The sequence below is a fragment of the Janthinobacterium longum genome (assembly GCF_051380735.1).
Taxonomy (GTDB): Bacteria; Pseudomonadota; Gammaproteobacteria; order Burkholderiales; family Burkholderiaceae_D; genus Janthinobacterium.
In genome coordinates this window covers 1,720,041-1,746,148 of sequence record NZ_JBNYXQ010000001.1, presented here as the reverse complement: position 1 = coordinate 1,746,148, position 26,108 = coordinate 1,720,041, and the positions used below count along the sequence as shown (strand labels likewise).

General features: G+C 56.6%; 22 protein-coding genes and 1 pseudogene. 14 read left to right on the top strand and 9 right to left on the bottom strand.

From position 1 onward, the window contains the following. Nucleotides 1-13: 13 nt before the first annotated feature. The 3 genes from ACQ4WM_RS07985 to ACQ4WM_RS07975 form a co-directional block, all read right to left on the bottom strand. The gene (locus tag ACQ4WM_RS07985) at nucleotides 14-1,192 is read right to left on the bottom strand and encodes a hypothetical protein (protein ID WP_436546128.1); all 1,179 of its coding nucleotides are present in this window, start codon (nucleotides 1,190-1,192) and stop codon (nucleotides 14-16) included. 34 nt (nucleotides 1,193-1,226) lie between these two features. After that, nucleotides 1,227-1,814: a hypothetical protein gene (locus ACQ4WM_RS07980; protein WP_436546127.1), complete on the bottom strand. Its 588-nt coding sequence runs from the start codon at nucleotides 1,812-1,814 to the stop codon at nucleotides 1,227-1,229. A gap of 112 nt (nucleotides 1,815-1,926) precedes the next feature. Continuing rightward, nucleotides 1,927-2,097, bottom strand: a complete 171-nt coding sequence (locus tag ACQ4WM_RS07975) for a hypothetical protein (RefSeq protein WP_436546126.1) — start codon at nucleotides 2,095-2,097, stop codon at nucleotides 1,927-1,929. A 414-nt stretch (nucleotides 2,098-2,511) separates the two neighbouring features. Between ACQ4WM_RS07975 and ACQ4WM_RS07970 the strand changes: the two genes are divergently transcribed. The 6 genes from ACQ4WM_RS07970 to ACQ4WM_RS07945 all read left to right on the top strand — a co-directional run bounded on the left by ACQ4WM_RS07970 (nucleotide 2,512) and on the right by ACQ4WM_RS07945 (nucleotide 11,385). Beyond that, complete coding sequence (locus ACQ4WM_RS07970; RefSeq protein WP_436546125.1) at nucleotides 2,512-2,901, top strand: helix-turn-helix domain-containing protein; 390 nt, start codon at nucleotides 2,512-2,514, stop codon at nucleotides 2,899-2,901. Between the two features lie 602 nt (nucleotides 2,902-3,503). Beyond that, a complete protein-coding gene (locus ACQ4WM_RS07965) occupies nucleotides 3,504-4,760 on the top strand; it encodes a reverse transcriptase domain-containing protein (protein WP_436546124.1) in 1,257 nt (418 codons plus the stop codon). A 275-nt stretch (nucleotides 4,761-5,035) separates the two neighbouring features. After that, nucleotides 5,036-6,502 (top strand): hypothetical protein, encoded by a 1,467-nt coding sequence (locus ACQ4WM_RS07960; RefSeq protein WP_436546123.1) that lies wholly within the window; start codon nucleotides 5,036-5,038, stop codon nucleotides 6,500-6,502. 17 nt (nucleotides 6,503-6,519) lie between these two features. Beyond that, nucleotides 6,520-8,220, top strand: coding sequence for a hypothetical protein (locus ACQ4WM_RS07955; RefSeq protein WP_436546122.1), 1,701 nt, complete (start codon nucleotides 6,520-6,522; stop codon nucleotides 8,218-8,220). A gap of 946 nt (nucleotides 8,221-9,166) precedes the next feature. Then, nucleotides 9,167-10,873 carry a methyl-accepting chemotaxis protein gene (locus ACQ4WM_RS07950; RefSeq protein ID WP_436546121.1) on the top strand — a complete coding sequence of 569 codons (1,707 nt, stop codon included), beginning with the start codon at nucleotides 9,167-9,169 and terminating at the stop codon, nucleotides 10,871-10,873. Nucleotides 10,874-11,049: 176 nt separating this feature from the next. Further along, nucleotides 11,050-11,385, top strand: a complete 336-nt coding sequence (locus ACQ4WM_RS07945; protein WP_436546120.1) for an FKBP-type peptidyl-prolyl cis-trans isomerase — start codon at nucleotides 11,050-11,052, stop codon at nucleotides 11,383-11,385. A gap of 19 nt (nucleotides 11,386-11,404) precedes the next feature. On the opposite strand, the gene ACQ4WM_RS07940 is transcribed toward ACQ4WM_RS07945, so the two are convergent. From ACQ4WM_RS07940 to ACQ4WM_RS07915, 6 genes are all read right to left on the bottom strand, one after another. Further along, nucleotides 11,405-11,812, bottom strand: coding sequence for a response regulator (locus ACQ4WM_RS07940; protein WP_436546119.1), 408 nt, complete (start codon nucleotides 11,810-11,812; stop codon nucleotides 11,405-11,407). 9 nt (nucleotides 11,813-11,821) lie between these two features. Beyond that, complete coding sequence (locus ACQ4WM_RS07935) at nucleotides 11,822-13,264, bottom strand: ATPase domain-containing protein (protein ID WP_436546118.1); 1,443 nt, start codon at nucleotides 13,262-13,264, stop codon at nucleotides 11,822-11,824. Nucleotides 13,265-13,409: 145 nt separating this feature from the next. Beyond that, a complete protein-coding gene (locus tag ACQ4WM_RS07930) occupies nucleotides 13,410-14,111 on the bottom strand; it encodes a YjjG family noncanonical pyrimidine nucleotidase (protein ID WP_436546117.1) in 702 nt (233 codons plus the stop codon). Between the two features lie 52 nt (nucleotides 14,112-14,163). After that, a complete protein-coding gene (locus ACQ4WM_RS07925; protein ID WP_436546116.1) occupies nucleotides 14,164-14,655 on the bottom strand; it encodes a DUF4265 domain-containing protein in 492 nt (163 codons plus the stop codon). A gap of 93 nt (nucleotides 14,656-14,748) precedes the next feature. Beyond that, the gene (locus ACQ4WM_RS07920; RefSeq protein ID WP_436546115.1) at nucleotides 14,749-15,564 is read right to left on the bottom strand and encodes a Crp/Fnr family transcriptional regulator; all 816 of its coding nucleotides are present in this window, start codon (nucleotides 15,562-15,564) and stop codon (nucleotides 14,749-14,751) included. A 254-nt stretch (nucleotides 15,565-15,818) separates the two neighbouring features. Beyond that, nucleotides 15,819-16,016 (bottom strand): oxidoreductase-like domain-containing protein, encoded by a 198-nt coding sequence (locus ACQ4WM_RS07915; protein ID WP_436546114.1) that lies wholly within the window; start codon nucleotides 16,014-16,016, stop codon nucleotides 15,819-15,821. A 348-nt stretch (nucleotides 16,017-16,364) separates the two neighbouring features. Between ACQ4WM_RS07915 and ACQ4WM_RS07910 the strand changes: the two genes are divergently transcribed. From ACQ4WM_RS07910 to ACQ4WM_RS07875, 8 genes and pseudogenes are all read left to right on the top strand, one after another. Further along, entirely contained in the window at nucleotides 16,365-17,945 is a 1,581-nt protein-coding gene (locus ACQ4WM_RS07910) for a DEAD/DEAH box helicase (RefSeq protein WP_436546113.1), read from the top strand. Nucleotides 17,946-18,079: 134 nt separating this feature from the next. Further along, nucleotides 18,080-18,994 carry a glycosyltransferase family 2 protein gene (locus ACQ4WM_RS07905; protein ID WP_436546112.1) on the top strand — a complete coding sequence of 305 codons (915 nt, stop codon included), beginning with the start codon at nucleotides 18,080-18,082 and terminating at the stop codon, nucleotides 18,992-18,994. A 71-nt stretch (nucleotides 18,995-19,065) separates the two neighbouring features. After that, entirely contained in the window at nucleotides 19,066-19,848 is a 783-nt protein-coding gene (locus ACQ4WM_RS07900) for a glycosyltransferase (protein ID WP_436546111.1), read from the top strand. A 42-nt stretch (nucleotides 19,849-19,890) separates the two neighbouring features. Beyond that, nucleotides 19,891-20,820 (top strand): dTDP-4-dehydrorhamnose reductase, encoded by a 930-nt coding sequence (gene rfbD, locus ACQ4WM_RS07895; RefSeq protein ID WP_495542699.1) that lies wholly within the window; start codon nucleotides 19,891-19,893, stop codon nucleotides 20,818-20,820. Between the two features lie 127 nt (nucleotides 20,821-20,947). Further along, the gene (locus ACQ4WM_RS07890; protein WP_436546109.1) at nucleotides 20,948-21,787 is read left to right on the top strand and encodes an ABC transporter permease; all 840 of its coding nucleotides are present in this window, start codon (nucleotides 20,948-20,950) and stop codon (nucleotides 21,785-21,787) included. Continuing rightward, entirely contained in the window at nucleotides 21,777-23,135 is a 1,359-nt protein-coding gene (locus tag ACQ4WM_RS07885; protein WP_436546108.1) for an ABC transporter ATP-binding protein, read from the top strand. The genes ACQ4WM_RS07890 and ACQ4WM_RS07885 overlap by 11 nt, the downstream gene beginning before the upstream one ends. Then, nucleotides 23,128-23,544, top strand: a pseudogene (locus ACQ4WM_RS07880) (class I SAM-dependent methyltransferase); the annotation flags it as partial. The gene ACQ4WM_RS07885 and the pseudogene ACQ4WM_RS07880, both read left to right, overlap by 8 nt. Nucleotides 23,545-24,207: 663 nt before the next feature. Next, the gene (locus ACQ4WM_RS07875; protein WP_436546221.1) at nucleotides 24,208-26,088 is read left to right on the top strand and encodes a glycosyltransferase family 2 protein; all 1,881 of its coding nucleotides are present in this window, start codon (nucleotides 24,208-24,210) and stop codon (nucleotides 26,086-26,088) included. Nucleotides 26,089-26,108: the final 20 nt, after the last annotated feature.

Sequence of the window (26,108 nt, the reverse complement as noted above, 5' to 3'; positions counted from 1 at the left end):
TGGCTGAATTCCTTCAGTTGGCGTGTATGGGTTCGATGATGGAAAAGCCCTTGCGAACGAGCTTCAACTTGTGGCGTTTCTCGATGTGTGGGCGGTGGGTACTGAAAAGCGCCAGGCTGCGGCTGCTTTGGATAGTGCTGGCCCGTTTGGCTTCGATGGCATGGCGGATGGTGGTTTCTCCAATGCCGAGATCAAAGATGAAGGCGTGGTTGCTATAACCGACGCGATCAACGTCATACTGCGCGTTGAAAATAAACCGCTTCGCCTCCTCCATCGAATGCATTAGCACCACTTGCACGGTCTTGCCGGCGCGCGCCGACTTGCCGATGAAGTAGCGTGGGTAACTATCCGCAGGAGATACGGCTTCAAATGTAAAGGCGAAGCGTGCTGCCAGCGTATCGATCACGTTGCTGGATAACGCGATGACGTCGATGTCGCTGTAGTCCATGTGCTGGACAGGGCTGATGAGATGCTTCACAAAGCCGCCAAAGAGTACGACGTCCTGCTTGCTCATCAGATGATTGGCCAGCGCTGCGTTGTCCTGCACGATTTCGTGGCCAGTGCAGTCGATGGTGGACAGGTAGCGAGCGTTCAAGCACAACGACTTCGGCACGAGAACAATGCCGCTGTGCCCGAACGACATCGCTTCCAGGTCCAGCGGAAAGACTGAGTTCAAGTTTTCACGCAGAACTAACCGCTGGCCCAAGGTGCTACGCAAGGCCGCGTACTGGGCCTTGGTGGCGGCGATGTCGCTGGTGGGTACGGGCGGTAGCACAAGCGAGTATTCAATCTGCATGCCGTCCCAATCGTGCCGATGGCGCTTGATCTCATTCAGCACGTCCGCATCCAGCGAGATCGAGATGAAGTCTGCAATATCCTTGAGCTTGGCCACGTGTTGGACTTCGCGCGTGATGATCCGAACCTTGAAGCCATGGGCTTGGATGACGCGGATCATCGCCAGCAATTCGCCGCTATGCTCCTCGAATTTGTACAGCGGGTCCGCGCCGCCGCTAATTGTGATAAACGATTTTCGACACTGGCTGATGAATGCAGAAATTGCCTCGGTACTTTGGCTGCCGTGAGGAAGCAATGACGAGTCCCGCCAGTTGCAGTAGGTGCAGGTCTTGGCACAGCCGAATCCCTTGGATTTCCAGTTTACGATGATCGTGAAATTTTGATATGAAGGTTTCATGTTTCCATCCTTTATGTTTGGTTAAAGCGGTGGGCTAGGGCTTCTTCGTGGCGGTCTGCTTTGGTGCTTTCCTGTGTTCTGCTTCGGGCGAAGGCTCCGTATTGGCGACACTGTCCGCCGCTTCGATAAGCGTGCCTGCCACCGCGAGCATGGATTGCTTCCATACCGACCAGTCGCCGGTGATGACGTGTTGCGTTTCCGCGTCCGCCGCAGGCGCCAGCAAACCTTCCGCGCGCAGGGCCGCCACAATGAAGCCGGCATTGTTGCTGCTGCGGCCGATGAAGGCGTCCCTGAACGACCTGGACGGGAAGGGGGTGCTGGCGTCACATTTGCTGGCACATGCTTCGATTTTCGGAAAGGGCACACGCTCTCGGCTGAAGTAACCGCCGCCTTCGTTTCCTGTGATGGCGATAAACAGCGTGGTTCGGTCAACGTCGGCGGTGATTTGATATTCGACGCTGCCTTCGGCGTACTTGCTTACCTTGCTCGCCTTGCCTGTTTTTAAACGCCACATCGCGGGTGGAGCGTTGACTGGTGTGGTTGTCTGAACAGAGGGTGTGTCGGGAGTGGTGGCATTGTCGGGTGTGCCGGTGGTCTTGCCAGGGGTGGATTGCTTGGTCATGTTGGATTCCTGATTGGTATCATCAAATAAAAAGCCCCCATGACATTTCTGTCATGGGGGCAAATCGCTGTTGAGGTTAAAAGCTAGTTGAGCTTGAGGGCGTAGGCGCTGTCTACCTGAATTTTTCCCAAATCCAAAACCCGGCGTAAAAAGGCCAGATCAGTGATTGGGCAAGTGCCATCCAGAACCCTTCTTGCGCGTACAGCAGGGCGGTAAAGCCGATCACACCAAGGCCGTATATTCCAGCAATGGGGTTGGTTTTTTCTTTGTCGTCGTTGCTCATATTGATTGCTTTTCAGAAGTGATGAGTGACCTGTACTAGTATTTTTTACGGACTATTTCAGGCATGACCGCCAAACAAAAATTGCGATAATGAGTATGAAAAATCCATAGTCGAGACTGTAAATGTACTTAATGGCTGGCCAAAACATGCCGAAGATGAGAACCAGTCCAACGAGGATTTGCACGGGTTATTCCTTTTTCTCGGGGTGCGTAGTCGATTTCACGGCGCCATCACAAAACGCATCTAACGCCTTGTGAAGGTACCTGCTATGTACTTCATGATAATGATATGGAACTGAGAGGGGACATCGGTTCGTTATCGGTGTAATTCGTTGGCTTGAGATTCGGTGAATTGGATTCTGTCATAAATACTGCCTTGGATCAACAATAAATGTTGATTTAATACCCAACAATTATGGTTGCTAAGAAAATTTCAGATCCAGTCGATTCACTTTCCCAGGCTGGCGACCTGGCTACACGTTTATCTCGGAACCTTGCAGCACGGCGTCGAGTAATCAGTCTTACTCAGGCGCAGGTTGCTGAAAGGCTGGGAGTGGACACTGAGACCGTATCTCGCTTCGAGCGTGGCAAACACGTGCCGTCATTGCTTACGCTTGAGCGGATGGCTGCTGTTTTGGCAACGTCTGTGGGCGAGTTGTTGGCTGAAAAGCCAAACCAGTCGGACGATCAATCGCTGGTTATTACCTCTTGGATGGCAGCACTTGGACCTGACGACCAAGCTTTTGCTCAAGCGCTCCTGAAGCAATGCTGTGACTATCTTGCAGTACGTACCATTGAACGCTAGTAAGGCGCGCATGTGATGGTTGACTTGATGTAAAATTCACGAGTGGTAGCGCCCTCATGCATCTATGCAGGTTGCGCTGCACGTTACCATGCGGCCTAATGGCGCCAAGGCGAGCAATCGCGTGAGCGTTAGCGGCGGTGTCAGCGGCTTGGACGACTCGCAAGAGGCTCTCAGCCAAGACTCTGCCGACGGTGGCTGTCCTGGTGTTTCGTCTTCTACTCCCGATTTAATTGGGAAGGCGAATAAGAAACGTGTGGGGCAGTCAAGGAGCACAGGCGCGGGCGCGCCACGAACGTCGAAACGCGAGAGCGTTTTGTATTCTGCCCCGTCTCGGTGGAAACGATGCCTTTTAATCGCATCTGCCGCGTGCTTTTTGTTCAATTTTTGTAGCGAACTGGGGGTGATAAGAATGCAAACGAGTATGATTCGTATTTCGGCGGCTGGTGGTTGGGTGGACGGTGTGCCTCATGCATCTATGCAGGTTGCGCTGCACGTTACCATGCGGCAAAATGGCGCCAAGGCGAGCAATCGCGTGAGCGTTAGCGGCGGTGTCAGCGGCTTGGACGACTCGCAAGAGGCTCTCAGCCAAGACTCTGCCGACGGTGGCTTTTTCCGCTGGCTCGGGGGGCTTCAATGCCAGCGGCACACCTGAAATGGGCTCGACCGCATACGACCAAGTACTTTCGCACGCGACGCTCAGTGCTGTGTGGAAGCATCTCTACAAGAAAACAAAACTCCTTTCCCGTAACACCACCGGTATCGATGGTCAGTCGATCAATGACTTCCATCTTGATGCCAAGGGTAATCTCGTTCGTCTTGCTCGCGACATTCGTGAACGCAAGTTTTCATTTTCGCCTCTAAAGCCTTATTTAGTCCCTAAACCGAGTGGTAAAAAACGCTTGATTTGTGTTCCGACAGTACGGGATCGGATCGTTCAAGGTGCGTTGGCCGGGTACCTTGGAGACAAGTATGCCTTGAAGCTGGCGAATAACATCAGCTTCGGGTTTATCAAAGGGCGTAGTGTTCATATGGCGGCAGACATCGCTTGCGCATTGCGCCGTGAGAGATCTTGGGTATACAAAACCGACATTACCGCATTCTTCGATTCAATCCCACGTGCTGATCTTCAAAATGCCATCAAGAAGTTGATTAAGGAGCGGTCGTTGCACCCCTTGCTCTTTGCCGCGTTAGAATGTGAAGTTGATTCTCCCAGTCGATCTGTCGCTGCCGAGATCGCCAAACTCGGAATTAAGCGTGGACTGGGGGTACGGCAAGGCATGCCCCTGTCTCCATTCTTCTCGAATCTGCTCTTGGTCGATTTTGACCAAAAAGTTGAGCAATCAGGCGCTACTGCTGTTCGGTATGCAGACGATTTGATCTTCCTTTGTCGGGACGAAAGCGAATGCCATCAGGTCGCAGCTTTTTGCAAAAATGAGTTCAACAAAATCGGCTTAGACGTTCCTGCTCTCGCCCCAGGGTCCAAATCGGTGATTTATGCTCCTCATCATGCAGCTGAGTTCCTTGGACTAGAGCTAGCGCCAGCGGTGGCTGGCTATGAGTTGAGGTTGGCAGATACCCAGTTACTGCGCTTGAAGCAGGAGCTGCTTGGCTTTAGCAACATCAAGCAGCTGCTCAGTAGGAACATCACGCTTCGCACACTAGGGCAGACTATCGCAGCCAAGCGGGACGGCTACCTTGGCGCTTATGACATGTGCGCGAACATTGAGGATCTGCAGTTAGAGCTACGAAAGACAGAACACAAGGCGTTGCGCGCCATCTATGGCGCAGGGTTGGGGATTAAGCTATCGGAAATCGGCGCGGATGCGCGAGCATTTCTAGGCTTATCTCGTAAGCCCTAGCCGCTATAACGACTCGTGCATAGTTTGTGTGGAGGGCTCAGTAATATGTCCGGTGGCTTTTCAGGGGTAGCTGCGCCTACCTACCAAAAATAGCTCGCGTAGCCCCCCCCCCAAAAAAAAATTCAGACGTATCTGAAGTTACAATAACAGATCAATCGAAAAATAGTTTCGAGTTTATAAGCTTGACCTATTTCAGCGGTGATGTAGTATTATAAATAAGAAAATTTTTAATCCGTAAGTGTTAATTCATCGCCATAGCCATTTTTGAGACTTTTATGAGTAAAACTGAAATTCAAGCATCAGCTGATCTCGATGCTCAATTGGATTTTTTCCGTCAAACGGATGATTTGCGTGAACTGAATGAAATGCTGACCAGAACTATGGCACAGCTAAAAATCCACGCACTAATCAAGGACGTAAATCTTTCGATTATCGTGGACGCAGTTGTGCGTTTAACTCGAACGGCCACCAACGAACATCGAGTGATGGCAGCTGCCGTATTAGGCCGGCTAGCAGCTGTTGCCCGTGGTCGTGAACTCATCGTTTTCTCCGCCGCTCCGCGAATATTTTTGGATGAGCCTCCGCCAAGTTTAGATTGCTTGGACGATCCCGCTGAAAAAAACTACGCGGCCATAATCATCCACGAATCCAAAAAACAGTGGGTTGTGGCGTACTGCGTTCAAGAAGCTCTATCGTTAGGTGAAGCCAAGGACGCGCGAAAGACACTTCTGCAATCCGCGATGGGTGCTCAGAAAAGCCTTGTAGACGGATGGAGACTGCTCGGACAGTTCGTGCAGGAAAAAAAAGAAAACTCAACTGTAGGCTTCGCACGCAAGCGTCGCGTATCGATCGCTTGGCTGGAAGTTGTCAAAGAGTGGTCTGGCGAAGTGGGCAACAATCCTGGGTTGGCGTTGGCGGATTGGGTGGGTATTTTATTGAAAGGAGACATTCAAGGAAATGATGAGGAGGTTCGAAAAGGAATAGCTGACGATGCCCTAGAAATGCTATTGAGAATTATCGAGTTGCGCTTTTCTCATGCATTGGTAGCGGAAACGTACGTTGTCCTCGATCGAGTGCGCACAAGGATGGGACGCAACGTGTGGGGCGAATATATCCGAGAATCCCGAGTCGTTTCTGCAGTTCAAACATGCATGCGCGAAGCTGCCTTGGTTCTGGCGAGACAAAACAGGACCGACAAAGAACTCGTAGATGTGCTTTGTGCGATTTACGGAGGAAAAGCCCAAATGTCGGTCGCGCTGAAGCGACATTTTGAAAATGCTACGGAATTGGATCCCGAGATTCGCGAATGGTGGCAGACAGCCGGGCACGTAAGCCAAAGCCACCGTGATACACAACATCAGATAGGGAATTCAGAGGATCAACAGATCGGTGCACTATTGATTGAGGTTGAGTCCAGCAAATTAACGATGGAGAAACTTGCACGCGCGGTAATTCCATTTCTCGAAATATCTGATCCCGTGCTGGCAGCAACGGTTACAAAAGCTGCGGCAAGTTATTCGGACATATCGCGGATTGCTCGCCAGCTTGCCCGGATGCGCAAGCTTAGTCAAACCGATTTACTTGGACTAATCAGTGAATACAATCCGCTTCAACACGAAATGCTAGGAGGGCACCAATCTGGAGTCCGGAAGATCAAGGTTGTGAGAGAAGGGATTCAAAAGGATTTTGCGGGACGAATAAAGACTTTGGTCAAGCCTTGGGTTGAGCCCTCAGATAAATAGAAGATATGGGAGACAGTATGGAATCAATCGAAGCTCGAATCCTCTTAAAGAATTTTCTAAAGCGCGTCCAGCCCACCGGTGACGGTAGACTACAAATTCTGGGCACCATCACTGAGGATGAATTAGAAGCATTGAGATTTGCACTTGCTGCTCTTGATCCGAGCACACCCGCAGTAGACATATACGTGCAGTCTGGAACGCCGCAGCTGATTCCTGAGGTCATTTCTTCAGTGGTCGTTCCAAATAGCGTGGAACTTGATGATGAATTCGTCTTGGATACCACGGTTCTCCTACTTCCAGCCGCAAAAGCAGATGTGCGGCTTTGCTTTGACTTCGGCACTGCTATGTCAAAGGTCACCCTTGTACATGACGAGAGCTCGGAGAGAGAATTTGAAGAAATTGATGTCCTAAAGCTCGGCGTGCCGGGTGATCAAGAAGAAATCGATGAATTCATGCTCGTGTCTTCTGTCTATATTGACAATGCCGGACTACTGTGGTTTGGCCAAATGGCTGTTGCAAAGTCGCAAATTGAAGGTGGGGATGGCGGGCGGCAGCGGCTCGATAACATCAAGCGATACCTATCCGAGGAGGGACTTACGAGCCGTGTGGGCCAGCAGTTCAATCCTACTGGCATCGACATTACCTATGCTGACATGATCCTCGCGTATCTCATGTATCTAACCTGGGCGGTGACGATATGCGTCGAAGAACTTGGTTTTCCACGAAACCTTGGTCGCCGATTTGCAATGCCTTGTTTTACAGGTAGCAAAGCACGCGAGATCGTTGAGCAAATGCATGACATGCTAGAACAGTCGCAGCTGCTAGCTGACACCTTTACGGCGGAAATAAATTCTGGATTGAATCTGGAATTATTTATGCAGGGCGTCAAAGCTGTTCGTGCCGAAAAACACAAGACAAGTCTCGTCGCGGAATCAATCACGGAGCCGCTCGGTGTTGCGGGAAGCCTAATTTCTTGGAAGATGCCCGTGAACACGCTAGCTATGGTGATTGACGTTGGAGCAGGAACAAGCGACTTCAGCTTGTTCAGACTAGCGTTCAACCCGGAGTCAAACAAGAGCATTGCGTTAGAAGTTGCTGGCTCTTCGCGTTGTATTACTGAGGCAGGAAATTACTTAGACAAACTGTTGAAGGGGCTGATTTTGCGGGAGGCTGGTGTGAATTCGACCCACAGTCATTGGTTGAACATTCACGGCGCTTTAGAACTCAATCTCCGTGATCTAAAAGAGTCATTGTTTCGTGACCAAAGCCTTTCGGTTTCGCTCTTTGATGGCCGTGTCGTCGAGATACATTTAGATGCATTTCTGAAACTGAAGCAAGTGGAAGATTTCGGAAAATCACTTGCTGGCACAATGCGCGAAATTTTGGAGAAAGTGAATTTTAGTTTCATTGAAGGAGCGCCAAATAATACTCTAGCGCTCGTATTCACCGGTGGAGGTGCCGACTTGCCGATGGTGCGCTCGTTAAGTGAAGGCGAAATTGAAATCAAGAATATCACTTTGAACAAGGTGGCAGCAAAGGGATTTCCAAGTTGGCTTTCTGAACAGTATCCCGAATTAGAGGATATGTATCCGCGAATCGCCGTTTCGCTTGGCGGTGCAAGAAAGAAAATCATTGAACATGGTGGATTAGCTGCTGTTACTGCTGGCGACGTAAAATCGACTCCTAAGTTGGACGGCTACTTTGTGACTGGTGATTAAGTCTATTTGATTTTTAATCCTATATATGGAGCGTGTTTATGATCCCGCATAGCCTCTCCCAGTCCGCAATTTGGGACGACGGGATCCGTAGACACAACCGGCACATCGCCCCAAACGCAATCACTTGAGACCCGAGGGCGATGTCGTACTCTTGTACTACCCACGCATACGCTCTCGTTACCGATGGAGTGATGGACTTTGTCCGCTAGCCTCTAGTTGCATAGGCTTGCACACCCGTCGGTGAAAGCCGCCCTATTGTGAATGTTATCCGTTCCGTGTCCGGTCTAATTGTTTTCATCTGGTCCGTTTCTGGTCCTGAAAAAGTAATATTTTTGCATGAGGAATTCGGCTCGAACCTTGTAAAATCAATAGCTTAGTCCTCAGCCCGTACCGTCGTTTAAGGGACTCATAATCCGTTGGTGCCGTGTTCGACTCACGGGAGGCCCACCAGACAATGAAAAAGCCAACCCTTTTGGGTTGGCTTTTTTTTTAAATAGCGACGGCAGGGAATTTCCACCATCCAGTCTCAGTCGGTCCCTGAGCAGTTAGCCACACGCACTCAGTACTTCAAGTAAGACGTGTGCATATTTATTGTTGACTTGATGTAAAATTGCTTAGTGCCAATGCATGATGCATCTATGCAAGTTGTGTTGCACGTTACCATGCGGCCTGGTGGCATAAAAGGGGGCAGTCGCATGCGCGTTAGCGTCTTGGACGACTCGCAAGAGGCTCTCGGCCAGGGCTCTGCCGACGGTGGCTTTTTCCGCTGGCTCGGGTACTTGAATGTCAGCGGCACACCTGAAATGGGCTCGACCGCATACGCCAAAGTACTTTTCCAAGTAACGCTCAGTTCCGTGCGGAAGCATCTGTTTTTGACAGCTATGCCCATATTTGCATGGAAAAGAGGTCACTTTCGTAACTCAAATTCAAGGAAGCGTGTTCGCTTATGAAAAACCTCAAACTCGGCGTGCGCTTGGCTCTTGGCTTCGGCATTCTGATCGCCATCATTCTGGTCACCACGCTGCTCAGCCTGACGCGCCTGTCGAACCTGAACGACGGTGCGCACAACATCACCGACAACCTCTATCCCAATGTGCAGGCGGCGTCAACCCTGTCGTACACGGTGATGGATATCGCCCGTATCACGCGTAATGTGATCCTGCTCAACGACGACAAGCAGGTTGCCAGCAACAGGGCAGCACTGGAGAAGGACCGGGAGGTCATCAATAACTTGACCGAATTGCTCGGAAAAATGGTCGATTCCGACAAAGAGCGGGAGCTGCAAAAGGCCGTCAAGGAAACAGGGGTGGCCTACATGGCTTTCACCGACAAGGTTGTCGCGCTCGGTATGGCCAACAAGGACGACGAGGCGAGGACTTTCTTGTACGGCCCCGAGTACGCCACGCAGGCCGCCTACCTCGCCGCGTTGAAGAACATGACAACCTTTCAGGAAGAAAGCATCAAGCAGGGGAGTGCGCAGGCCACGGCCTTCTACCAGAATGGCGTGATGACCGTACTGGCTTTTGCGGTTCTGGCGATCATCGCCAGCATGGTTGGTGGCTACCTGATCACTCGCTCCATCACCAAGCCCCTGCGCCAGGCCGTCGATGCGGCGGACCGAGTCGCCGAGGGTGAGCTGAGCGTGCCGATCGTGGTCGACTCCAGCGACGAAGTCGGCCAGTTGCTGACCTCGCTGCAGAACATGCAGCAGAGCCTCATCAAGACCGTCGCCAACGTGCGCAGCAACGCCGAAGGCGTGTCCACCGCCAGCTTGCAGATCGCGCAGGGTAACCAGGACCTGTCCGGCCGCACCGAGTCTCAGGCCTCGGCGCTGGAAGAAACCGCCGCGTCAATGGAGCAACTCGGCTCCGCCGTCAAAAACAACGCCGACAACGCGCGGCAAGCGAACCAGCTGGCTCAAGGTGCGAGCACGGTCGCGATCCAGGGCGGCGAAGTCGTCGGCCTGGTGGTTGAAACCATGAAGGGCATCAACGAGAGCTCGAGGAAGATCTCCGATATCATCGCCGTCATCGACGGCATTGCGTTCCAGACCAACATCCTGGCGTTGAACGCGGCGGTGGAAGCCGCTCGCGCCGGCGAACAGGGCCGCGGCTTTGCCGTGGTGGCGAGCGAGGTGCGCAGCCTGGCCGGACGTTCGGCGGATGCCGCCAAGGAAATCAAGTCGCTGATTTCCGCCAGCGTGGAACGCGTCGAACAGGGCTCTGTGCTGGTCGGCAAGGCTGGTGCCACCATGGCGGAAGTGGTGGACTCTATCCGGCGTGTGACCGATATCATGGGTGAAATCAGCTCTGCCAGCAGCGAGCAGAGCTCGGGTGTGGCACAGGTCGGTGAAGCCGTCACGCAGATGGACCATGCCACCCAGCAGAACGCCGCGCTGGTGGAGGAAATGGCTTCGGCTGCCAACAGCCTCAAGAGCCAGGCCGAAGACATGGTCCAAGCCGTGGCTTTCTTCAAGCTGGCGCCGGGCAGCTACACAGCCGCTTCCGGCCTGGCCAAACCGCGCGTCGCCGCGACACCGGCCAGCAAGATCGCCCCGCTCCGGAAAGCACTCGCCACCACCAAACTGTCAGCGCCGGTCAAACCTGCGAAGAAGGACAGCGACGGCGATTCCGGCGAATGGGAAACGTTCTAGGAGGTTTCGGCATAGAAGCGAAATTCGATCACAGCCAGGATAGTTTCTGCCGGCCTTGATAACGCCAGGAGCAACCTTGTGGACTAAAGTGGACAAGCGCCTGGCCGATCTGGCACGCCGTTACGGCGTGCTGCATCGCCGGTCGTTCATGCAGGCAGGACTACACAAAACACGATATGACAACCGAACTGAAAATTGACGACCTCATCATCGGCACCGGCAAAGCCGCCGAACGCGGCGCGCTGATTACGGCGCATTACACCGGCTGGCTCGAAGACGGCACCGAGTTCGATTCCTCGCACAAACGCGGTGCAGCATTCAAATGTGTGCTGAGCAATAACAAGGTGATACAGGGCTGGATACTGGGCCTGAAAGGCATGCAGGTTGGCGGCACGCGCAAGTTGTGGGTGCCGGCGCATCTGGCGTATGGCGAGCGGCAGGTGGGACTGATACCACCGCATGCGAATCTGACGTTCGAGATTGAATTGCTGGAAGTGTTGACGCGCGACTAGTTTCTAATAAACGGGCGCATCATTCCTGCGCGCGGCCCTTGTCCAGCAGCCGTTTGACTTCCTTGATCAGCTTGTCGATCGGCACCGGTTTCCTGAAAAAACTGTCATAAGCAATCTCGTCATGGTCGCGCACGATGCCGGCGCTGCACAGGATGAAGGGAATGGCGCGCAGGCGGGCATCGGCGCGCCAGGCGCGGCACAATTCGGCGCCGTCCATCACCGGCATCATGAAATCGGAGACGACAATCGCCGGCTGCTCGAGTGCCGCAGCGGCCAGCGCCTCGCGGCCGTTGGCGGCGGCGCGCACGCGAAAACCGCTGTATTCGAACAGCATGGTATAGGTCGACAGAATATCGAACTCGTCGTCGACGAGCAGGATCAGCTTGCCTTCCGGGTGGGCTTCCACCATCGCGCTGTGATCGCTCATGGCCGCGCGCTATAGCGCCATGTCCGGCACGACCGAACCGGACACGGGCGCCCTCACCGTCATGCCGGTGTCGCTGATGGACAGGATATGGTTGGCCGCGTCGTAGCTGTTTTCGCGCAGCTTGAGCACCCCGATCTGGCGCCGGTTGAGGCCGTTGACGTCAACAAAGCGCAGCAAAATGATATTTTCGAACAGCATCGAGGCCGACATGTCGCCATGCAATTGATCCTGGCCGAAGTAGGGCAGTTCCTGCGTAAAGAAAGTGGTGACGTTGCTGCAGCGCAGTTCGTTGACAAAAGCGGCCAGGAAGGAGCGCGAGCGGCCGTCGTGGACAATGATGTCGCGCAGGCCGTCGATTCCGTCGACGACCAGTCGAGTGACGGCACGCTCCTTGATATTGCGCAGCACTTGCTGGGCCAGGCGGTCGACCAGCACTTCCAGTGGCGGGTGCCAGATAACCTGCAAGGTGCCGCTGTCATGGTAGGGCTGCAAGTCGATGCCGACGCTGGCGGCTTTTTCGATCAGCCTTGATGGCGACTCATAAAAGCCGGCGATCAGGCAGTGTTCGCCGCGCCGCAAGCCCTCGTGGATAAAGTGCAGGCCCATCAGCGTCTTGCCCACGCCGGGATTGCCCAGCAGTGCCGTGGTCGAGCCTTTGGCAATACCACCCATTGTCAGTTCATCGATGCCATCGATGCCGAAGCCCAGGCGCTGGCGCGAGATGCCGGGTGCCGCGCCCGAGGTCGAGCTGATGGCTTCGAGGCGCGGATACATGACCAGGCCGTCTTCGTCCACTTCGAATACATGGCGGCCAAGCAAGTGCTTGCTGCCGCGCAGCTTGAAGACCTTGACCTCACGGATCAATTGCAAGCCATGCTCGAACTGGCTCAGTTCGATCAAGCCGTCAACCAGGGTGTTTTCCGAGTCGGCCACATTGCCTTCGGTCGGCGACAGCAGGAAGGTGGTGCACTGCATGGTCGAGACGAGGGAATTGAGAGAGAGCATGAATTCGGACAGCGCAACGTCCGACGGCCTGGCGCTGCGTACGGTGCGAAAACCGTCGATGATCATGATGTCGGGCCGCTGCTCGGCGAGGGTTGCGGCGATCGACTTGAGCAACTCGCGCAGGCCGCCCTTGAGCAGGTCGGGATAGGCGCCGATAAACAGGATGCGTTCGCCCACTAGCGTTTCATCGAAGAAAGAAAAGCTGCTCAGGTGGTTGAGCATCTTGTCATGGGTTTCGGCGATCAGGGTCAGGATCAGCACCTTTTTGCCCTGGTGCGCGTGGTGAAAGCCGATCTGGCAGGCCAGGGTGGTCTTGCCGCTGCCGGCCAGGCCCTGGATCAGATACAGGCTGTGCGACGGGAAGCCGCCGCCCAGGATGTGGTCCATGCCGGCCACGCCGGTATTCAACAAGGGTATGCGCATTGCCGGGTTGGTTCTGGTAGTCATGTCAATCTCATCATGGACTTCGGACCGGTTGTAGCGGTCTCGCTCGCAGCGAGTGTCAACTGGTAGAGCGTTAAAAATGCGGGTTAACTGGCGTCGCGATTATAGCAAGGCGTGTGCCGCACCATCGCCGTTTTCCTTGCCGGACTCAGGCCATTGCCAGGTTTTTTAACGTTGTGGCAATCTGGTGCAGGCTGGCAACTTCAAAAGTGGGTACCGCCAGCGAGGTATTGGCCATTTGTTGCGGATTGAACCAGCAACTGTCGATGCCGTAGCGGTTGGCGCCCAGGATATCGGCGTCGAGCCGGTCGCCGATCATGATGGCCTGGTCTTTGCTGACGGGCCGCGCCATCCGCATGGCATAGTCGAAAAAGCGTACATCGGGCTTGGCATGGCCGTACGCTTCCGAGGTTGCCACAAACGAGATATGTTGCTGCAAGCCCGAGCTGGCGATACGGCGGTTCTGGATGGTTTCGACACCGTTGGTGATGATGCCCACTTCGCCGATCGCCGCCAGGCTGGCGCACAGTTCGATTGCGCCATCGATCAGCACCACCGTGTCCGACAGCGATTCGAGGTAGAGCCGGCTGGCCAGTTCAGGGTCCAGCACCAGGCCGGCGGCCAGAAAAGTCTGGCGGAAACGCTCGACTTTGAGGAAGTGCTGGGTGACGGTGCCCTGCTCAAACGCGCGCCACAACGCCACATTGATCGGTTGGTAGTGGCCAAACAGCGCTTCGGTGGCGTCGGCCACGCCCAAAGCTTGCATGGTGCGTACAAACGACAGGTTTTCGGATGCCTTGAAGTCGAGCAGGGTATCGTCGAGGTCGAACAGGAAAAGTGTATGTTTCATGGTTGTGCATGGCCAGATCAATCGCGCATCCTAGCATGGACGGCTTTACTGTTCAGGCTGTCAACCACCAGTCCAGCAAGGTCTCGTCATCGTCGTCGTTCAGGTTGGCGTAGATATTGGCGAAATACCATTCCACGCCAGTTGCTTCGCGGAAGGCATCAAACGGGCCGTTGACGTTGTAGATGCCGTGGCGGCCCGGCACGCTGAAAGTCAGGTTGCCCTCGAACTGGCCATCGAGCGTGCCGCCCAGCTGTTGCTGCACCTCGCGTTCGAGCTTGGCCACCGCTTCGTCGGGCACCTGGTCGGCATAGATCTGGATGCAGAAATTGCCGCCGCGTGTCAGCACTTCGGCCGGCGCGGAAGGGTCCTTGATGCTGATGACGTCGCCGCGCGCCAGGTTCAGGGTCAGGCCAGGCGAGGCCAGCAATTCGTAGACGTCGTCGTCGATCTGGCGCGCCGGCAGCGATTCGTAGACGGGGCCGTTTTCGTTCTCGCCGGCCAGAACGCGGATATGCGGCAGGTCCTCGCAGTTGAATTCGTCCATGGTGCCTTTCGTAAATAAGGCCACGATTGTACAGGCGAAAAAAAGCACGCCGCAGCGTGCATTGAAAGGAGTACGTTGAACCGCGATCAATGATCAGTTGTAGGCACTGATGCTGCTGCGAAATTGTTCGAAACCGGCGCGGGCAGCTTTGTAGCAATTGCCGGCGGCCACTTCCAGGCCGGCGCGGTCCAGCACTTCAACGGTGCCGCGGCGATACTGGATCAAGCCTTCGTCCTGCAGCTTGCGGGCGGTGACGGTAATGCTTTCGCGACGCACGCCCAGCATGTTGGCCATGGTGTCTTGCGTAACTTTCAATTCGTTCGACAGCGAACGGTCCAGGCGGTCGAGCAACCAGCGGCACAGTTTCTGTTCGATGCTGCAATGGCGGCCACCAACAACGTTCTGGGCCATCTGGGCAAACATGGCGCTGGTGTAGCGCATCAGCAACTGAGCCAGGGCACCGCCTTCGTTGAAGACTTCACGCAGGAAAGCGGTTTTCAGGCGGTAGCCGTAGCCGGCGCTTTGCACGACTGCCGTGCAGGTGGCGCGTTCGGCTTCGTACAGCGTTACGCCAGCGACGCCTTCACGACCGACCACGGCGATCTCGGTGGTGGCACCGTCTTCCATGACATACAACAGGGAAACGATGGCATTGGTCGGGAAATAGGTAAATTCGATCTTGTCGCCGAAGTCGAACAGGTGCTTGCCGGCTGGCAATGCCACCAGTTCCAACTGGCAGAACAGGCGTTCCAGATCGGTGCGCGACAGGGCCCGCAGCAGTTCGTTCTGCTGGGCGCCAGTAATGCTGATCATCGGCGAGGCAGCTGCTTTGGCGGGGGCTGCGCTCCAGTCGCGGTTGGCGGTGGTGCTGGTCACGGCTGGGGACAGGTTGCTATAAGCTTTGTACATGATATGGCCTCGTCTTCTGATCTTGTTGAATGGCGTTGATGCTGTTGTTTTGTACTCGGTGCTGCGTTGTGTTCTGCAATGACTCCACTATAGGACCGCAGTGCCGCCGGCGGCATCGGATCATCCGACGCGCTTATGTAGGTTAGGAACATTGCCCCGTGTCATCCCATTCCTACGTCGTCAAATTGCAGGCATGGCAAGGCCGCCGCATGCCGTAATGGCGAGCAACTCTGGCTTATATGTGGAATGGATGGTTAAGCGCGGTGCTGTTGTTGCCCAGCCGGAGTGGGCTGGCGCTCTTGCCAGGCGCGCAGCTTTTCTTCGTAGGCGATGCGCTGTTCCTGGTACATATCGAGGACGCAATACGTGCAGCCGCTGCTGCAGCACTCGTCATCGCCGGGCCTGATTGGGGCTGTTGGTTCAGGATCGTGCGCGATGGGAGGGCTGGACATGATAGTGAGCGTAGACGTAATGGCTGTCATCATACTGTACGGCGAGGCACGCTTGGTGGAATGGTTTTTCCCGGGAAATCACGGTTTCCGTGTACAGTTGTACTGAATTAGGGTATCGTTTACAGCACTGATATTGTATCTTCTGCGCGCGATGTCCCGCCGGCGCGATCTTCGCCGCCATTGCCCGCACACCTCCCTGACGCTACCGCACTCGCCGCACAGCCTGCCTCGGAGCACAGAGGTGCCGCAAGAACAATCATCGGGCTTGCAAAACGTAGCTGCTGCGCCCTGAAATGTTGTTTATTGAGAAAGCATGGCTTCCGCAGTGCGGAAGCACACCAGAAAACTATGTCTGAAACCGAAACGACTCCTACGCCCGATCCGGCGATTGCCCCAGCTGCGGCGCCTGTGGCCGTCATCGAAACTCCTGCCGTTACCGCTGCCACCTCCTTTGTCACCCCCGCCGTCACTCCTGCTCCCGCCGCTGCTGCCTTCAGCTTTACCGATTTCGGCCTGGCGCCAGAGATCCTGCGCGCGCTGACCGAGCAAGGTTATACCCAGCCGACGCCGATCCAGGAACAGGCCATTCCGGTGGTGCTGCAAGGGCGCGACGTGATGGGCGCCGCACAGACCGGTACCGGCAAGACGGCTGGCTTCTCGCTGCCGATCATCCAGTTGTTGTTGGCCAACGCCAGCAGCAGCATGTCGCCGGCCCGCCATCCGGTGCGCGCGCTGATCCTGACCCCCACGCGCGAGCTGGCGGTGCAGGTGGCGGAAAACGTCAAGGCCTACGCCAAGCACACGCCGCTGCGCTCGACCGTGGTATTTGGCGGCATGGACATGAAGCCGCAAACGGTGATATTGCGTGGCGGCGTGGAAATCGTGATCGCCACGCCGGGCCGCTTGCTCGACCATATCGAGCAGAAAAACATCAGTCTGGGCCAGGTGCAGATGCTGGTGATGGACGAAGCCGACCGCATGCTCGACATGGGCTTCCTGCCGGACTTGCAGCGCATCATCAACTTGCTGCCGAAGGAGCGCCAGAACCTGATGTTCTCGGCCACCTTCTCGCCGGAAATCAAGAAACTGGCCGCGACCTTCCTCAACGATCCGCTGACGATCGAAGTGGCACGCAGCAACCAGACCGCCGACAGGGTCACGCAAGTGGTCTATAAAGTGCCGGAAGACCAGAAGCACGCCCTGGTGGCATATTTGCTGCGCCAGCGCGACTTGAAACAGGTGATCGTGTTTTCGAACACCAAAATCGGCGCCTCGCGCCTGGCGCGCGTGCTGGAACAGGAAGGCATGAGCGCCACCGCGATTCACGGTGACAAGAGCCAGCAGGAACGCATGGCCGCACTGGAAGCGTTCAAGAAGGGCGAGATCGACGTGCTGGTGGCTACCGATGTTGCCGCGCGCGGACTCGACATTTCCGACTTGCCGTGCGTGATCAATTTCGACTTGCCGTATAACGCGGAAGACTATGTGCACCGCATCGGCCGCACCGGTCGCGCCGGCGCTTCGGGCGACGCAATTTCGATCTATTCCGACAAGGACGAGCGCCTGCTGGCCGATATCGAAAGGCTGATCAAGCAAACCGTCAAGCGTGGCGACCTGGCCGGCTTCTCGCCAGCGCCGTCACGTTCCGCCGACAGCGACCGCGAGCGCCGCCCACCGCGCCGCACCGAAGGCGATGCCCGTCCGCCACGCGCGTCCACCGGCGAGAGCGAGATACGTTCTTCGTCGAGCCGTCCGCCTGAACGCTCCAGCCGTCCGGCGTTTGGCCCCGGTGCGCGCCGCGAGAAGGTCGATCCGTGGTTCCTCAAGCCGTACGAGCCAGCGAAAGCGGCGCCGGTGGCGGCAGTCAATACCCCGGCCAGCAAGCCGAAACAAAAGCTGGCCGCGTTGTTGGGCGGTTTGAGCAAATAGTATCTGCCCGGCCATCCGTTGCCGGGTTTCTCCCTGCGGCAGCCTTGCCTGCCGCAACCGTCCTGCCATCGTCGGGCGCTCATGCGCGAAGCTTGCGCTTGGCTGCCGATGCCTATACAGCTTGAGATTACTTCATGAGTCAGCTTGTCTCTGGTGAAACGGGTGTGTTTGCCATTATCGTTACCTACCACGCCACGCCCGCCCATCTGCTGCGCCTGACCTCGTCCCTGGCTGGCCAGGTCGATACCATCATCGTGGTCGATAATGGCAGCGCCAATCTTGCCGCTCTGCGACTGCTGGTCGAACACGATCCGCGTATCGTGCTGATTGCACTGGCGCGCAATAGGGGGATTGCCTTTGCGCAAAATGCTGGCATCGAGCATGCACGCAAGGCAGGCGCGCGCTATCTGATCTATTTTGACCAGGACAGCGTGATTACCGACGAGTTTGTAAAACCATTGCAAGCGGCATTTGTCTCCCTGTCGGCAACGCATAAAGTGGCCTTGGTCGCGCCCATTTTCAAGGATGAAAAAAATGGCTTTTTTTATCCCTTGATCTGCTTGAACCGGTATGGCACGCGGCGAAAAATCATCCCTGTTGGCGACGAGACAGCGCCGATCCCGGTTTCCATCGCCATTTCATCGGGCACTTTTACCAGCATGGCGGTAATGGACCAGGTCGGCGGCATGCGCAACGAATTGTTCATCGATTACGTGGATATCGAATGGTGCTTGCGGGCGGTGAATGCCGGCTATGCATTATTTGCCATTCCCGCCGTCTGCATGCTCCACTCGATCGGCGACAGTTCGATACCGTTCCTGAAGTGGCGCCTGGTGATTCATTCGGAATGGCGGCGTTACTATCGCATCAGAAATGGCTTCTGGTTGCTGCGCATGCCGCATGTGCCGATGCTGCTAGCGATGCGGGAAGTGCTGATTAACATCGTGCATCAGGGCGTACTGCTGCTGACGCAGAAAAACAGGAAGCTGCAACTGAAGCATTTCCTGCGCGGCGTGCGCGACGGCTTGCGCGGTATCGGCGCTGCCTGACCGGCGCGCATCGCCCGGTCTTTGCGCGGCAGGGCACTTTTTGCACCGATTTCATCTATGGATTTTGCTCTATGCGTAGTCAGAAATTTTCGCTGTCGATCGTCAGTCATGGCCACCAGGCTTACATCGTGCCTTTGCTGCGGCAACTGGCGTCGATAGAGGGCGTTGCCTTCGATGTAATCCTGACGCTCAACATCGCCGAAGCCCTGGCGATCGACCTCGAGTCACTGCCGTTCAAAGTGTATCTGATTGTAAATCCGTCACCGAAGGGTTTTGCCGCCAACCATAATGCTGCCTTCATGTTGTCTAATAGTGATCATTTTGTCGTCCTGAATCCTGACATACGGCTGCTTGAGGATCCTTTCCCGGCTTTGCTGGCCATGGTGGAACAGTCGCCCGATTGCATTTGCGCCCCATTGATCGTCAGCGGCACCGGTGAGGTCGAAGATAGCGCACGTAATTTCCCATCGCCGTATCTTCTCGTGCGCAAGCTGGTCGGGCGCCTGTTCAATTTGCGCCTGCCGCGGGAAATCGTGCCGCAACAGGGCGCCATGCTGGCTCCTGATTGGGCGGCAGGCATGTTTTTAGTGGTGCCACGGCATATTTATACAGCACTGCATGGATTCAGCGAACGCTATTTTTTGTATTTCGAGGATGTCGATTTTTGTGCCCGTGCCCGCCTGGCCGGCTTTCATGTTCTGGTCCATACGGAGATACGGGTGATACACGAGGCCCAGCGCGACAGCCACCGCAAGCTGCGGTTCCTGATGTGGCACCTGGGCAGCGCCATGAAATTTTTCGTTTCCAGCGTCTACTTGAAAATTCAGTTTGGCCGTTTCTTCGGGAAGCGATGAGCGTCGTGCAAGGAGCGGGTAAGGGTACCTGGAGCACCAGCACTGGGTGGTAAAAAACTATGGCGAGCGCAAGGAATGAAGATTTTATTGTTGGGTAAGAATGGCCAGGTTGGCTGGGAGCTGCAGCGCAGCCTGGCGCCTTTGGGCGAGGTGGTTGCGCTGGGTAGCGACAGCGTGCAGTGGTGTGGCAATTTCCACGACCTGGCTGGTATCGAAGCCACGGTGCGGGCCATTGCGCCCGATGTGATCGTCAATGCGGCCGCCTACACGGCGGTCGACAAGGCCGAGACCGATGTGGATGCCTGCCGCACGGTCAATGCCCTGGCGCCCGGCGTGCTGGCCGCAGTGGCAGCCGAAACCGGTGCCTTGCTGGTCCATTATTCGACCGACTATGTGTTTGATGGCAGTGGCGAAGCGCCGCGTGATGAATCGGCGCCGACCGGGCCATTGAACGTGTATGGCAGCACCAAGCTGGAAGGCGAGCAGGCGATAGTGCATAGCGGCTGCCGCCATCTGATTTTTCGCACCAGTTGGGTGTACGCAGCACGCGGCGGCAATTTTGCCAGGACCATGCTGCGCCTGGCCGGCGAGCGTGACCGTTTGTCGGTAGTCGCCGATCAGATCGGTGCGCCGACTGGCGCCGACCTGATTGCCGATGTCACCGCGCACGCCATCCGTTCTGCGCGTGCGCAGCCCGGGTTGTGCGGTATCTATCACCTGGCGGCAACTGGCGCGACCTCATGGCATGGCTATGCCAGCCATGTCATCGGGCTTGCACGCCAGGCTGGCGTGCAGATCAAAGTTGCCAACGAGGCCATTGCTGCAGTGGCTAGCGCGGCGTTTCCGACGCCTGCCACGCGACCGCAAAATTCTCGGCTGGACACAACAAAACTCCAATCTGCATTCGCGCTCACCCTGCCTGCCTGGCAACAGGGCGTCGCACGCATGCTCAGCGAAATTCTTGAAAAATAATCATGCCACAACGTCCAAGCATCATTCTCTCCAGCGGGTCCGGTAAACCTTGGTATCCGGTCGCCAAGACCGTTTGCGGGCAGCTGCTGCCGGCCGGTGCGGAGAAATTTGCATGAGGCGGCAGGTGATGGCAATCAATCCGCATGCAGCGCAGCCCACTTCGCTGCTGGCGCTGGGACGCAGCCTGTGGCATCACCGCAGCCTGATTGCGCAGATGAGCAAGCGCGAGGTGGTAGGCCGTTACAAGGGCTCTGCACTGGGGCTGGCCTGGTCTTTTTTCAATCCCGTGTTCATGCTGGTGGTGTACACCTTTGTGTTTTCCGAGATCTTCAAATCGCGCTGGGGTGGCGTGGGCCTTGAGGAAAGCAAAACCCAATTTGCGATCGTGCTGTTTGTCGGCATGATCGTGCTCGGCCTGTTCAGTGAAGTCGTCAACCGCGCCCCCGGCCTGGTGCAGGCGAATGTCAACTATGTCAAGAAAGTGGTGTTTCCACTGGAGATACTGCCGCTGATCGTGATGGGTGCGGCGCTGTTTCACGCGCTGATCAGCCTTGGCGTACTGCTCAGTGCATTTCTGCTGTTGAATGGCTATCTGCACTGGACCGCCTTGCTGTTGCCGCTGGTATTGCTGCCCTTGATGATACTGACCATGGGCCTGGCGTGGATACTCGCCTCATTCGGCGTGTTCCTGCGCGATGTAGGGCAATTTGTCACTATCCTGACTACTGTGCTGACGTTCCTGTCGCCGATTTTCTATCCCGTTTCCGCCGTGCCGGCGGCGGCGCGGGTATTTATCATGGCCAACCCGCTGACCTTCATCATCGAACAGTCGCGCGCCGTACTGCTGTGGGGACATTTGCCGGACTGGTCCGGCCTGGGCCTGTACACGCTGCTGGCGCTGCTGTTTGCCTGGGCCGGCTTCGCATGGTTCCAGAAAACCCGGAAAGGATTTGCTGATGTCCTCTGATGAAATCGCCATCCGGGTCAGCAAGCTGAGCAAGCGTTATGAAATTTATGATGCCCCGCGTGATCGCCTGAAACAGTTCATCCTGCCGCGTGCACAGCGTTTTGCCGGTCGTGCACCACGCGAATATTTCCGCGAATTCTGGGCCTTGAACGATGTGTCGTTCGAGATACGGCGCGGAGAAACCGTGGGTGTCATCGGCCGCAATGGCAGCGGTAAGTCGACCTTGCTGCAAATGATCTGCGGCACACTGACGCCCACCTCGGGCAGCATTGAAACCAGTGGCCGTATTGCGGCGCTGCTGGAACTGGGCTCGGGTTTCAATCCGGAGTTCACGGGCCGTGAAAACATTTATATGAATGCGTCCGTGCTGGGCCTGACGATCGAAGAAATCGACGCCAGGTACGACGACATCGTCGCGTTTGCCGATATCGGCCAGTTTGTCGAACAGCCGGTCAAAACCTATTCCAGCGGCATGTATCTGCGCCTGGCGTTTGCCGTCATCGCCCATGTCGACGCCGATATTCTCGTCGTCGACGAAGCGCTGGCAGTAGGCGACGCCGTGTTTACACAGAAATGCATGCGTTTCATCCGCAAGTTCCAGGAACGGGGGACGCTGATTTTTGTCAGCCACGACACGGCGTCCGTGCAGAATTTGTGCCGCTCGGGTATCTGGCTCAAGCATGGTCGGGTGGAGCAGCAGGGCACAGCCAAGGCCGTTTCCGAAGCCTATCTGCAATATACGCTGCAGGAAATTTACGGCGCCGAATCGAAGCTGACCTCGATCGGCGCCAGTGCCGATACGGCCGATGCGGTGGACGGCGCGATTGCGCCGCCGGAAACGGCCAGCAGCTATGGCGCGCAGGCGGCGGTGCAAGACAATCTGAGCGACGCCAATGGCTGGAAAACTGGCCATGCCGAGATTGTCTCAGTCAAGCTGACCCGGCTCTCGGGCGCGACTGACGTGGTGTTCGAGGGCGACGAGCCTGTGCGCATGACGGTCAGGGCTCGCGCCCATCAGGCGCTTGAGCGGCCCATCCTCGGCTTTCTGGTGCGCGACCGGCTCGGGCAGGATTTGTTCGGCGAAAACACCCTGCATTTCACCGGATTGCGGCCGACTTCGGTTGACGCCGGCGCCCTGTTCGAGGGTGTGTTTGAATTCCGCCTGCCGATGCTGCCCAATGGACAATACGCCGTGATGGCGTCGGTCGCCGACGGTGACCTGCAAAACCACGTACAGCATCACTGGTTGCACGATGCGCTGATTATTAATATTTCATCCAGTAAAATTCGTTACGGGCTGGTCGGTTTACCGTTCACCCGTGCGGAGCTTGAGGTCATTCATGAGTAAGCCCACTTTGTTTGAAGTATTTACCAGTCACCAGGGCAAAGTGTCCGACAAGTGGCAGCTGTATTTGCGAGAATATGACCGCCTGTTTACTGCCTACCGGACGGCACCGGTGCGCCTGCTGGAAATCGGTATCCAGAATGGCGGTTCGCTCGATGTCTGGGCCGAATACTTTGCGCCCGGCAGCACGCTGATCGGTTGCGATATCAACCCTGACTGCGCCGCCCTGGTGTATGACAATCCGGCCATCAGTTTTATTGTCGGCGATGCCAATGAGCCAGCCGTGGTGCGGCAGATACTGCAGCGCGCGCCCATGCTCGACCTGATTATTGATGACGGTTCGCACACGTCAGCCGATATCGTCAAGACTTTTACGCTGTATTTCCAGCATCTGGCCGAAGGCGGCGTGTTTGTCGCCGAAGATCTGCACTGCAGCTATTGGCAGCAGTATCAGGGCGGGCTGTACGACCCGTATTCGTCGCTGTCGTTTTTCAAGCGGCTGTCCGACGTGATCAGCCATCAGCACTGGGGTATCGAGCGTGAACGCAAGGCGATTTTGCAAGGCTTTTTCGGGCACTACGGCTGTGATATCGATGAAGCTGTGCTCGCGACCGTCCATTCGGTCGAGTTTATCAATTCGCTGTGCGTTGTGCGCAAGGCAGCGGCGGCGGACAACGTGCTGGGACGGCGCATCGTTGCCGGCAGCGAGGAACGGGTCGTGCCGGGCATTTTGCAGCTGCACAATACTGAATATGTTCATGGCGTTGCATTTGACCAGCGTGCCAATCCATGGAGCGTGCGGCAACAGGCGCCTGACGAAGCCTTGCAGGGCGTCGAAGCCCAGTTGACGGCATTGCAGCAGCTGCACGCCAGCGAACTGGCGCAGCGCGAGGAACTTATTGCTCAAGTGCAACACGAGCTGGCGCAGCGTGATCAGCGTGTTGCGCATGTGCAGCAGGTGCTCACTGAGCGCGATACCGAGATTGCCGCGCTGCGTGCTTCCACCAGCTGGCGCAGCACGGCCGGCTTGCGTTATGCGGGTACCCAGGTCAAGCGCGCCAGGCGCGCATGGCGGCTGGTGCGTTCGGCGGTGCGCCTCGGTGGCGGCTTGCAGTCGACGCTGGCCAAGGCCGTTGTCGCTTATCGCCGCAATGGCATTGCCGGGTTGCAGCGTGGCGTGGCGCTGGTCCGGGCGGCGCAGACGGGTAACCCGAATGGCGTGCCGGCAGCCGGTGGCGCCGCCGAGCGCCATGATTACGCCGAATGGGTGCGCCGCTACGATCTGCTGAATGACGAGCAGCGCGCGCAGCTGCGTGCGCGCCAGGAATTGTTTGCGGCGCAGCCGCTGATCAGTGTGGTGATGCCCACGTACAACCCCAACCCGGCCTGGCTGGTCGAGGTGATCGAATCGGTGCGCCAGCAGATTTACCCGCATTGGGAATTGTGCATTGCCGACGACTGTTCCACCGATGCGGCAATCCGCCCCATCCTTGAACGTTACCAGCGTGAGGACAGCCGTATCAAGGTCGCGTTCCGCGAGCAGAACGGCCATATCTCGGCCGCGTCGAACAGTGCCCTCGCCCTTGCCACCGGCGACTGGATCGCGCTGCTCGATCACGACGATGTGCTCAGTGAACAGGCCCTGTTCCGGGTGGCCGAGGCGATCAACGAAGTGGCCGATGTGCGCGTGATCTATTCCGACGAAGACAAGATCGATGCCGATGGCCAGCGTTTCGGCGCCTATTTCAAGCCTGACTGGAACCGCCCACTGTTTTATTCGCAGAATATGATTTCCCATCTGGGCGCGTATCACACCGCCCTGGTGCGCGAGGTTGGCGGTTTCCAGCTGGGGATGGAAGGCTCGCAGGATTATGACCTGGCACTGCGCTGCATAGAGCGGATCGAAGACCATCAGATACATCACATTGCGCGCGTGCTGTATCACTGGCGTGTCCATGGTGACAGCACGGCCATGTCGGGCGACGCCAAGCCCTACGCACAACTGGCCGGCGAGCGGGCCTTGAATGCCCATTTTTCGCGCCGTGGCGTGGACGCCAGTGTGCAGTTGGTGCAAGGTGGCTACCGGGTGCGCTATGCGCTGCCGGCCCAGTTGCCGCTGGTCAGCCTGATCATCCCGACACGCAACGGCCTCGATCTGCTGCGTACCTGCGTGCAGAGCATACTTGCACGCACCACATATCCGCATTACGAGATACTGATCGTCGACAATGGTTCCGACGACCCGGCCACGCTGGAATGGTTGGCTGGCGTGCAGCATGACCAGCGTGTGCGCGTGCTGCGCGATGACCGTCCGTTCAACTATTCGGCGCTCAATAACGGCGCGGTGCGCCACGCCAGGGGCGAAGTGCTGGGCCTGCTCAACAACGACCTGGAAGTGATTACGCCCGATTGGCTCGACGAGATGGTCAGCCATGCACTGCAGCCCGGTATCGGCGCGGTGGGCGCGCGGCTGTGGTATCCCGATAATACGCTGCAGCACGCCGGTGTTATCGTCGGCTTGGGTGGCGTGGCCGGTCATGCGCACATCCGCATGCTGCGCCATCATTACGGTTATTTCGGCCGTGCCTGCTTGCTCAGTGCTTTTTCGGCGGTCACTGCGGCTTGCCTGGTAATCCGCAAAAGCATTTACGAGGAAGTGGGTGGGCTCAATGAAGTCGAGCTGGAAGTCGCTTTCAACGACGTTGATTTCTGCCTGCGCGTGCGTGAGCTCGGCTATACCAATGTGCTGACGCCGTATGCCGAGCTGTATCACTACGAGTCGGCCACACGCGGGCTGGACGATACAGCCGAGAAGAGTGCGCGTTTTGGCCGCGAAGTGCGCTACATGATGCAGCGTTGGGCGCCCTTGTTGCAGCACGATCCGGCCTACAGCCCGAACCTGTCACTGCAGCATGGTGATTTCAGCCTGGCGTGGCCACCACGCCGCCCGGATTAGAGTGCGCTGCGCTCCTGCAC

What these genes read in the sequence shown, in the direction of transcription:
- ACQ4WM_RS07890 (WP_436546109.1), top strand. Translation starts at nt 20,948, where the DNA reads ATGGCAATCAATCCGCATGCAGCGCAGCCCACTTCGCTGCTGGCGCTG.
- ACQ4WM_RS07985 (WP_436546128.1), bottom strand. Translation starts at nt 1,192, where the DNA reads ATGAAACCTTCATATCAAAATTTCACGATCATCGTAAACTGGAAATCC.
- ACQ4WM_RS07935 (WP_436546118.1), bottom strand. Translation starts at nt 13,264, where the DNA reads ATGACTACCAGAACCAACCCGGCAATGCGCATACCCTTGTTGAATACC.
- ACQ4WM_RS07930 (WP_436546117.1), bottom strand. Translation starts at nt 14,111, where the DNA reads ATGAAACATACACTTTTCCTGTTCGACCTCGACGATACCCTGCTCGAC.
- ACQ4WM_RS07980 (WP_436546127.1), bottom strand. Translation starts at nt 1,814, where the DNA reads ATGACCAAGCAATCCACCCCTGGCAAGACCACCGGCACACCCGACAAT.
- ACQ4WM_RS07975 (WP_436546126.1), bottom strand. Translation starts at nt 2,097, where the DNA reads ATGAGCAACGACGACAAAGAAAAAACCAACCCCATTGCTGGAATATAC.
- ACQ4WM_RS07905 (WP_436546112.1), top strand. Translation starts at nt 18,080, where the DNA reads ATGAGTCAGCTTGTCTCTGGTGAAACGGGTGTGTTTGCCATTATCGTT.
- ACQ4WM_RS07885 (WP_436546108.1), top strand. Translation starts at nt 21,777, where the DNA reads ATGTCCTCTGATGAAATCGCCATCCGGGTCAGCAAGCTGAGCAAGCGT.
- ACQ4WM_RS07955 (WP_436546122.1), top strand. Translation starts at nt 6,520, where the DNA reads ATGGAATCAATCGAAGCTCGAATCCTCTTAAAGAATTTTCTAAAGCGC.
- ACQ4WM_RS07970 (WP_436546125.1), top strand. Translation starts at nt 2,512, where the DNA reads ATGGTTGCTAAGAAAATTTCAGATCCAGTCGATTCACTTTCCCAGGCT.
- ACQ4WM_RS07900 (WP_436546111.1), top strand. Translation starts at nt 19,066, where the DNA reads ATGCGTAGTCAGAAATTTTCGCTGTCGATCGTCAGTCATGGCCACCAG.
- ACQ4WM_RS07945 (WP_436546120.1), top strand. Translation starts at nt 11,050, where the DNA reads ATGACAACCGAACTGAAAATTGACGACCTCATCATCGGCACCGGCAAA.
- ACQ4WM_RS07950 (WP_436546121.1), top strand. Translation starts at nt 9,167, where the DNA reads ATGAAAAACCTCAAACTCGGCGTGCGCTTGGCTCTTGGCTTCGGCATT.
- ACQ4WM_RS07920 (WP_436546115.1), bottom strand. Translation starts at nt 15,564, where the DNA reads ATGTACAAAGCTTATAGCAACCTGTCCCCAGCCGTGACCAGCACCACC.
- ACQ4WM_RS07910 (WP_436546113.1), top strand. Translation starts at nt 16,365, where the DNA reads ATGTCTGAAACCGAAACGACTCCTACGCCCGATCCGGCGATTGCCCCA.
- ACQ4WM_RS07915 (WP_436546114.1), bottom strand. Translation starts at nt 16,016, where the DNA reads ATGTCCAGCCCTCCCATCGCGCACGATCCTGAACCAACAGCCCCAATC.
- ACQ4WM_RS07940 (WP_436546119.1), bottom strand. Translation starts at nt 11,812, where the DNA reads ATGAGCGATCACAGCGCGATGGTGGAAGCCCACCCGGAAGGCAAGCTG.
- ACQ4WM_RS07960 (WP_436546123.1), top strand. Translation starts at nt 5,036, where the DNA reads ATGAGTAAAACTGAAATTCAAGCATCAGCTGATCTCGATGCTCAATTG.
- ACQ4WM_RS07925 (WP_436546116.1), bottom strand. Translation starts at nt 14,655, where the DNA reads ATGGACGAATTCAACTGCGAGGACCTGCCGCATATCCGCGTTCTGGCC.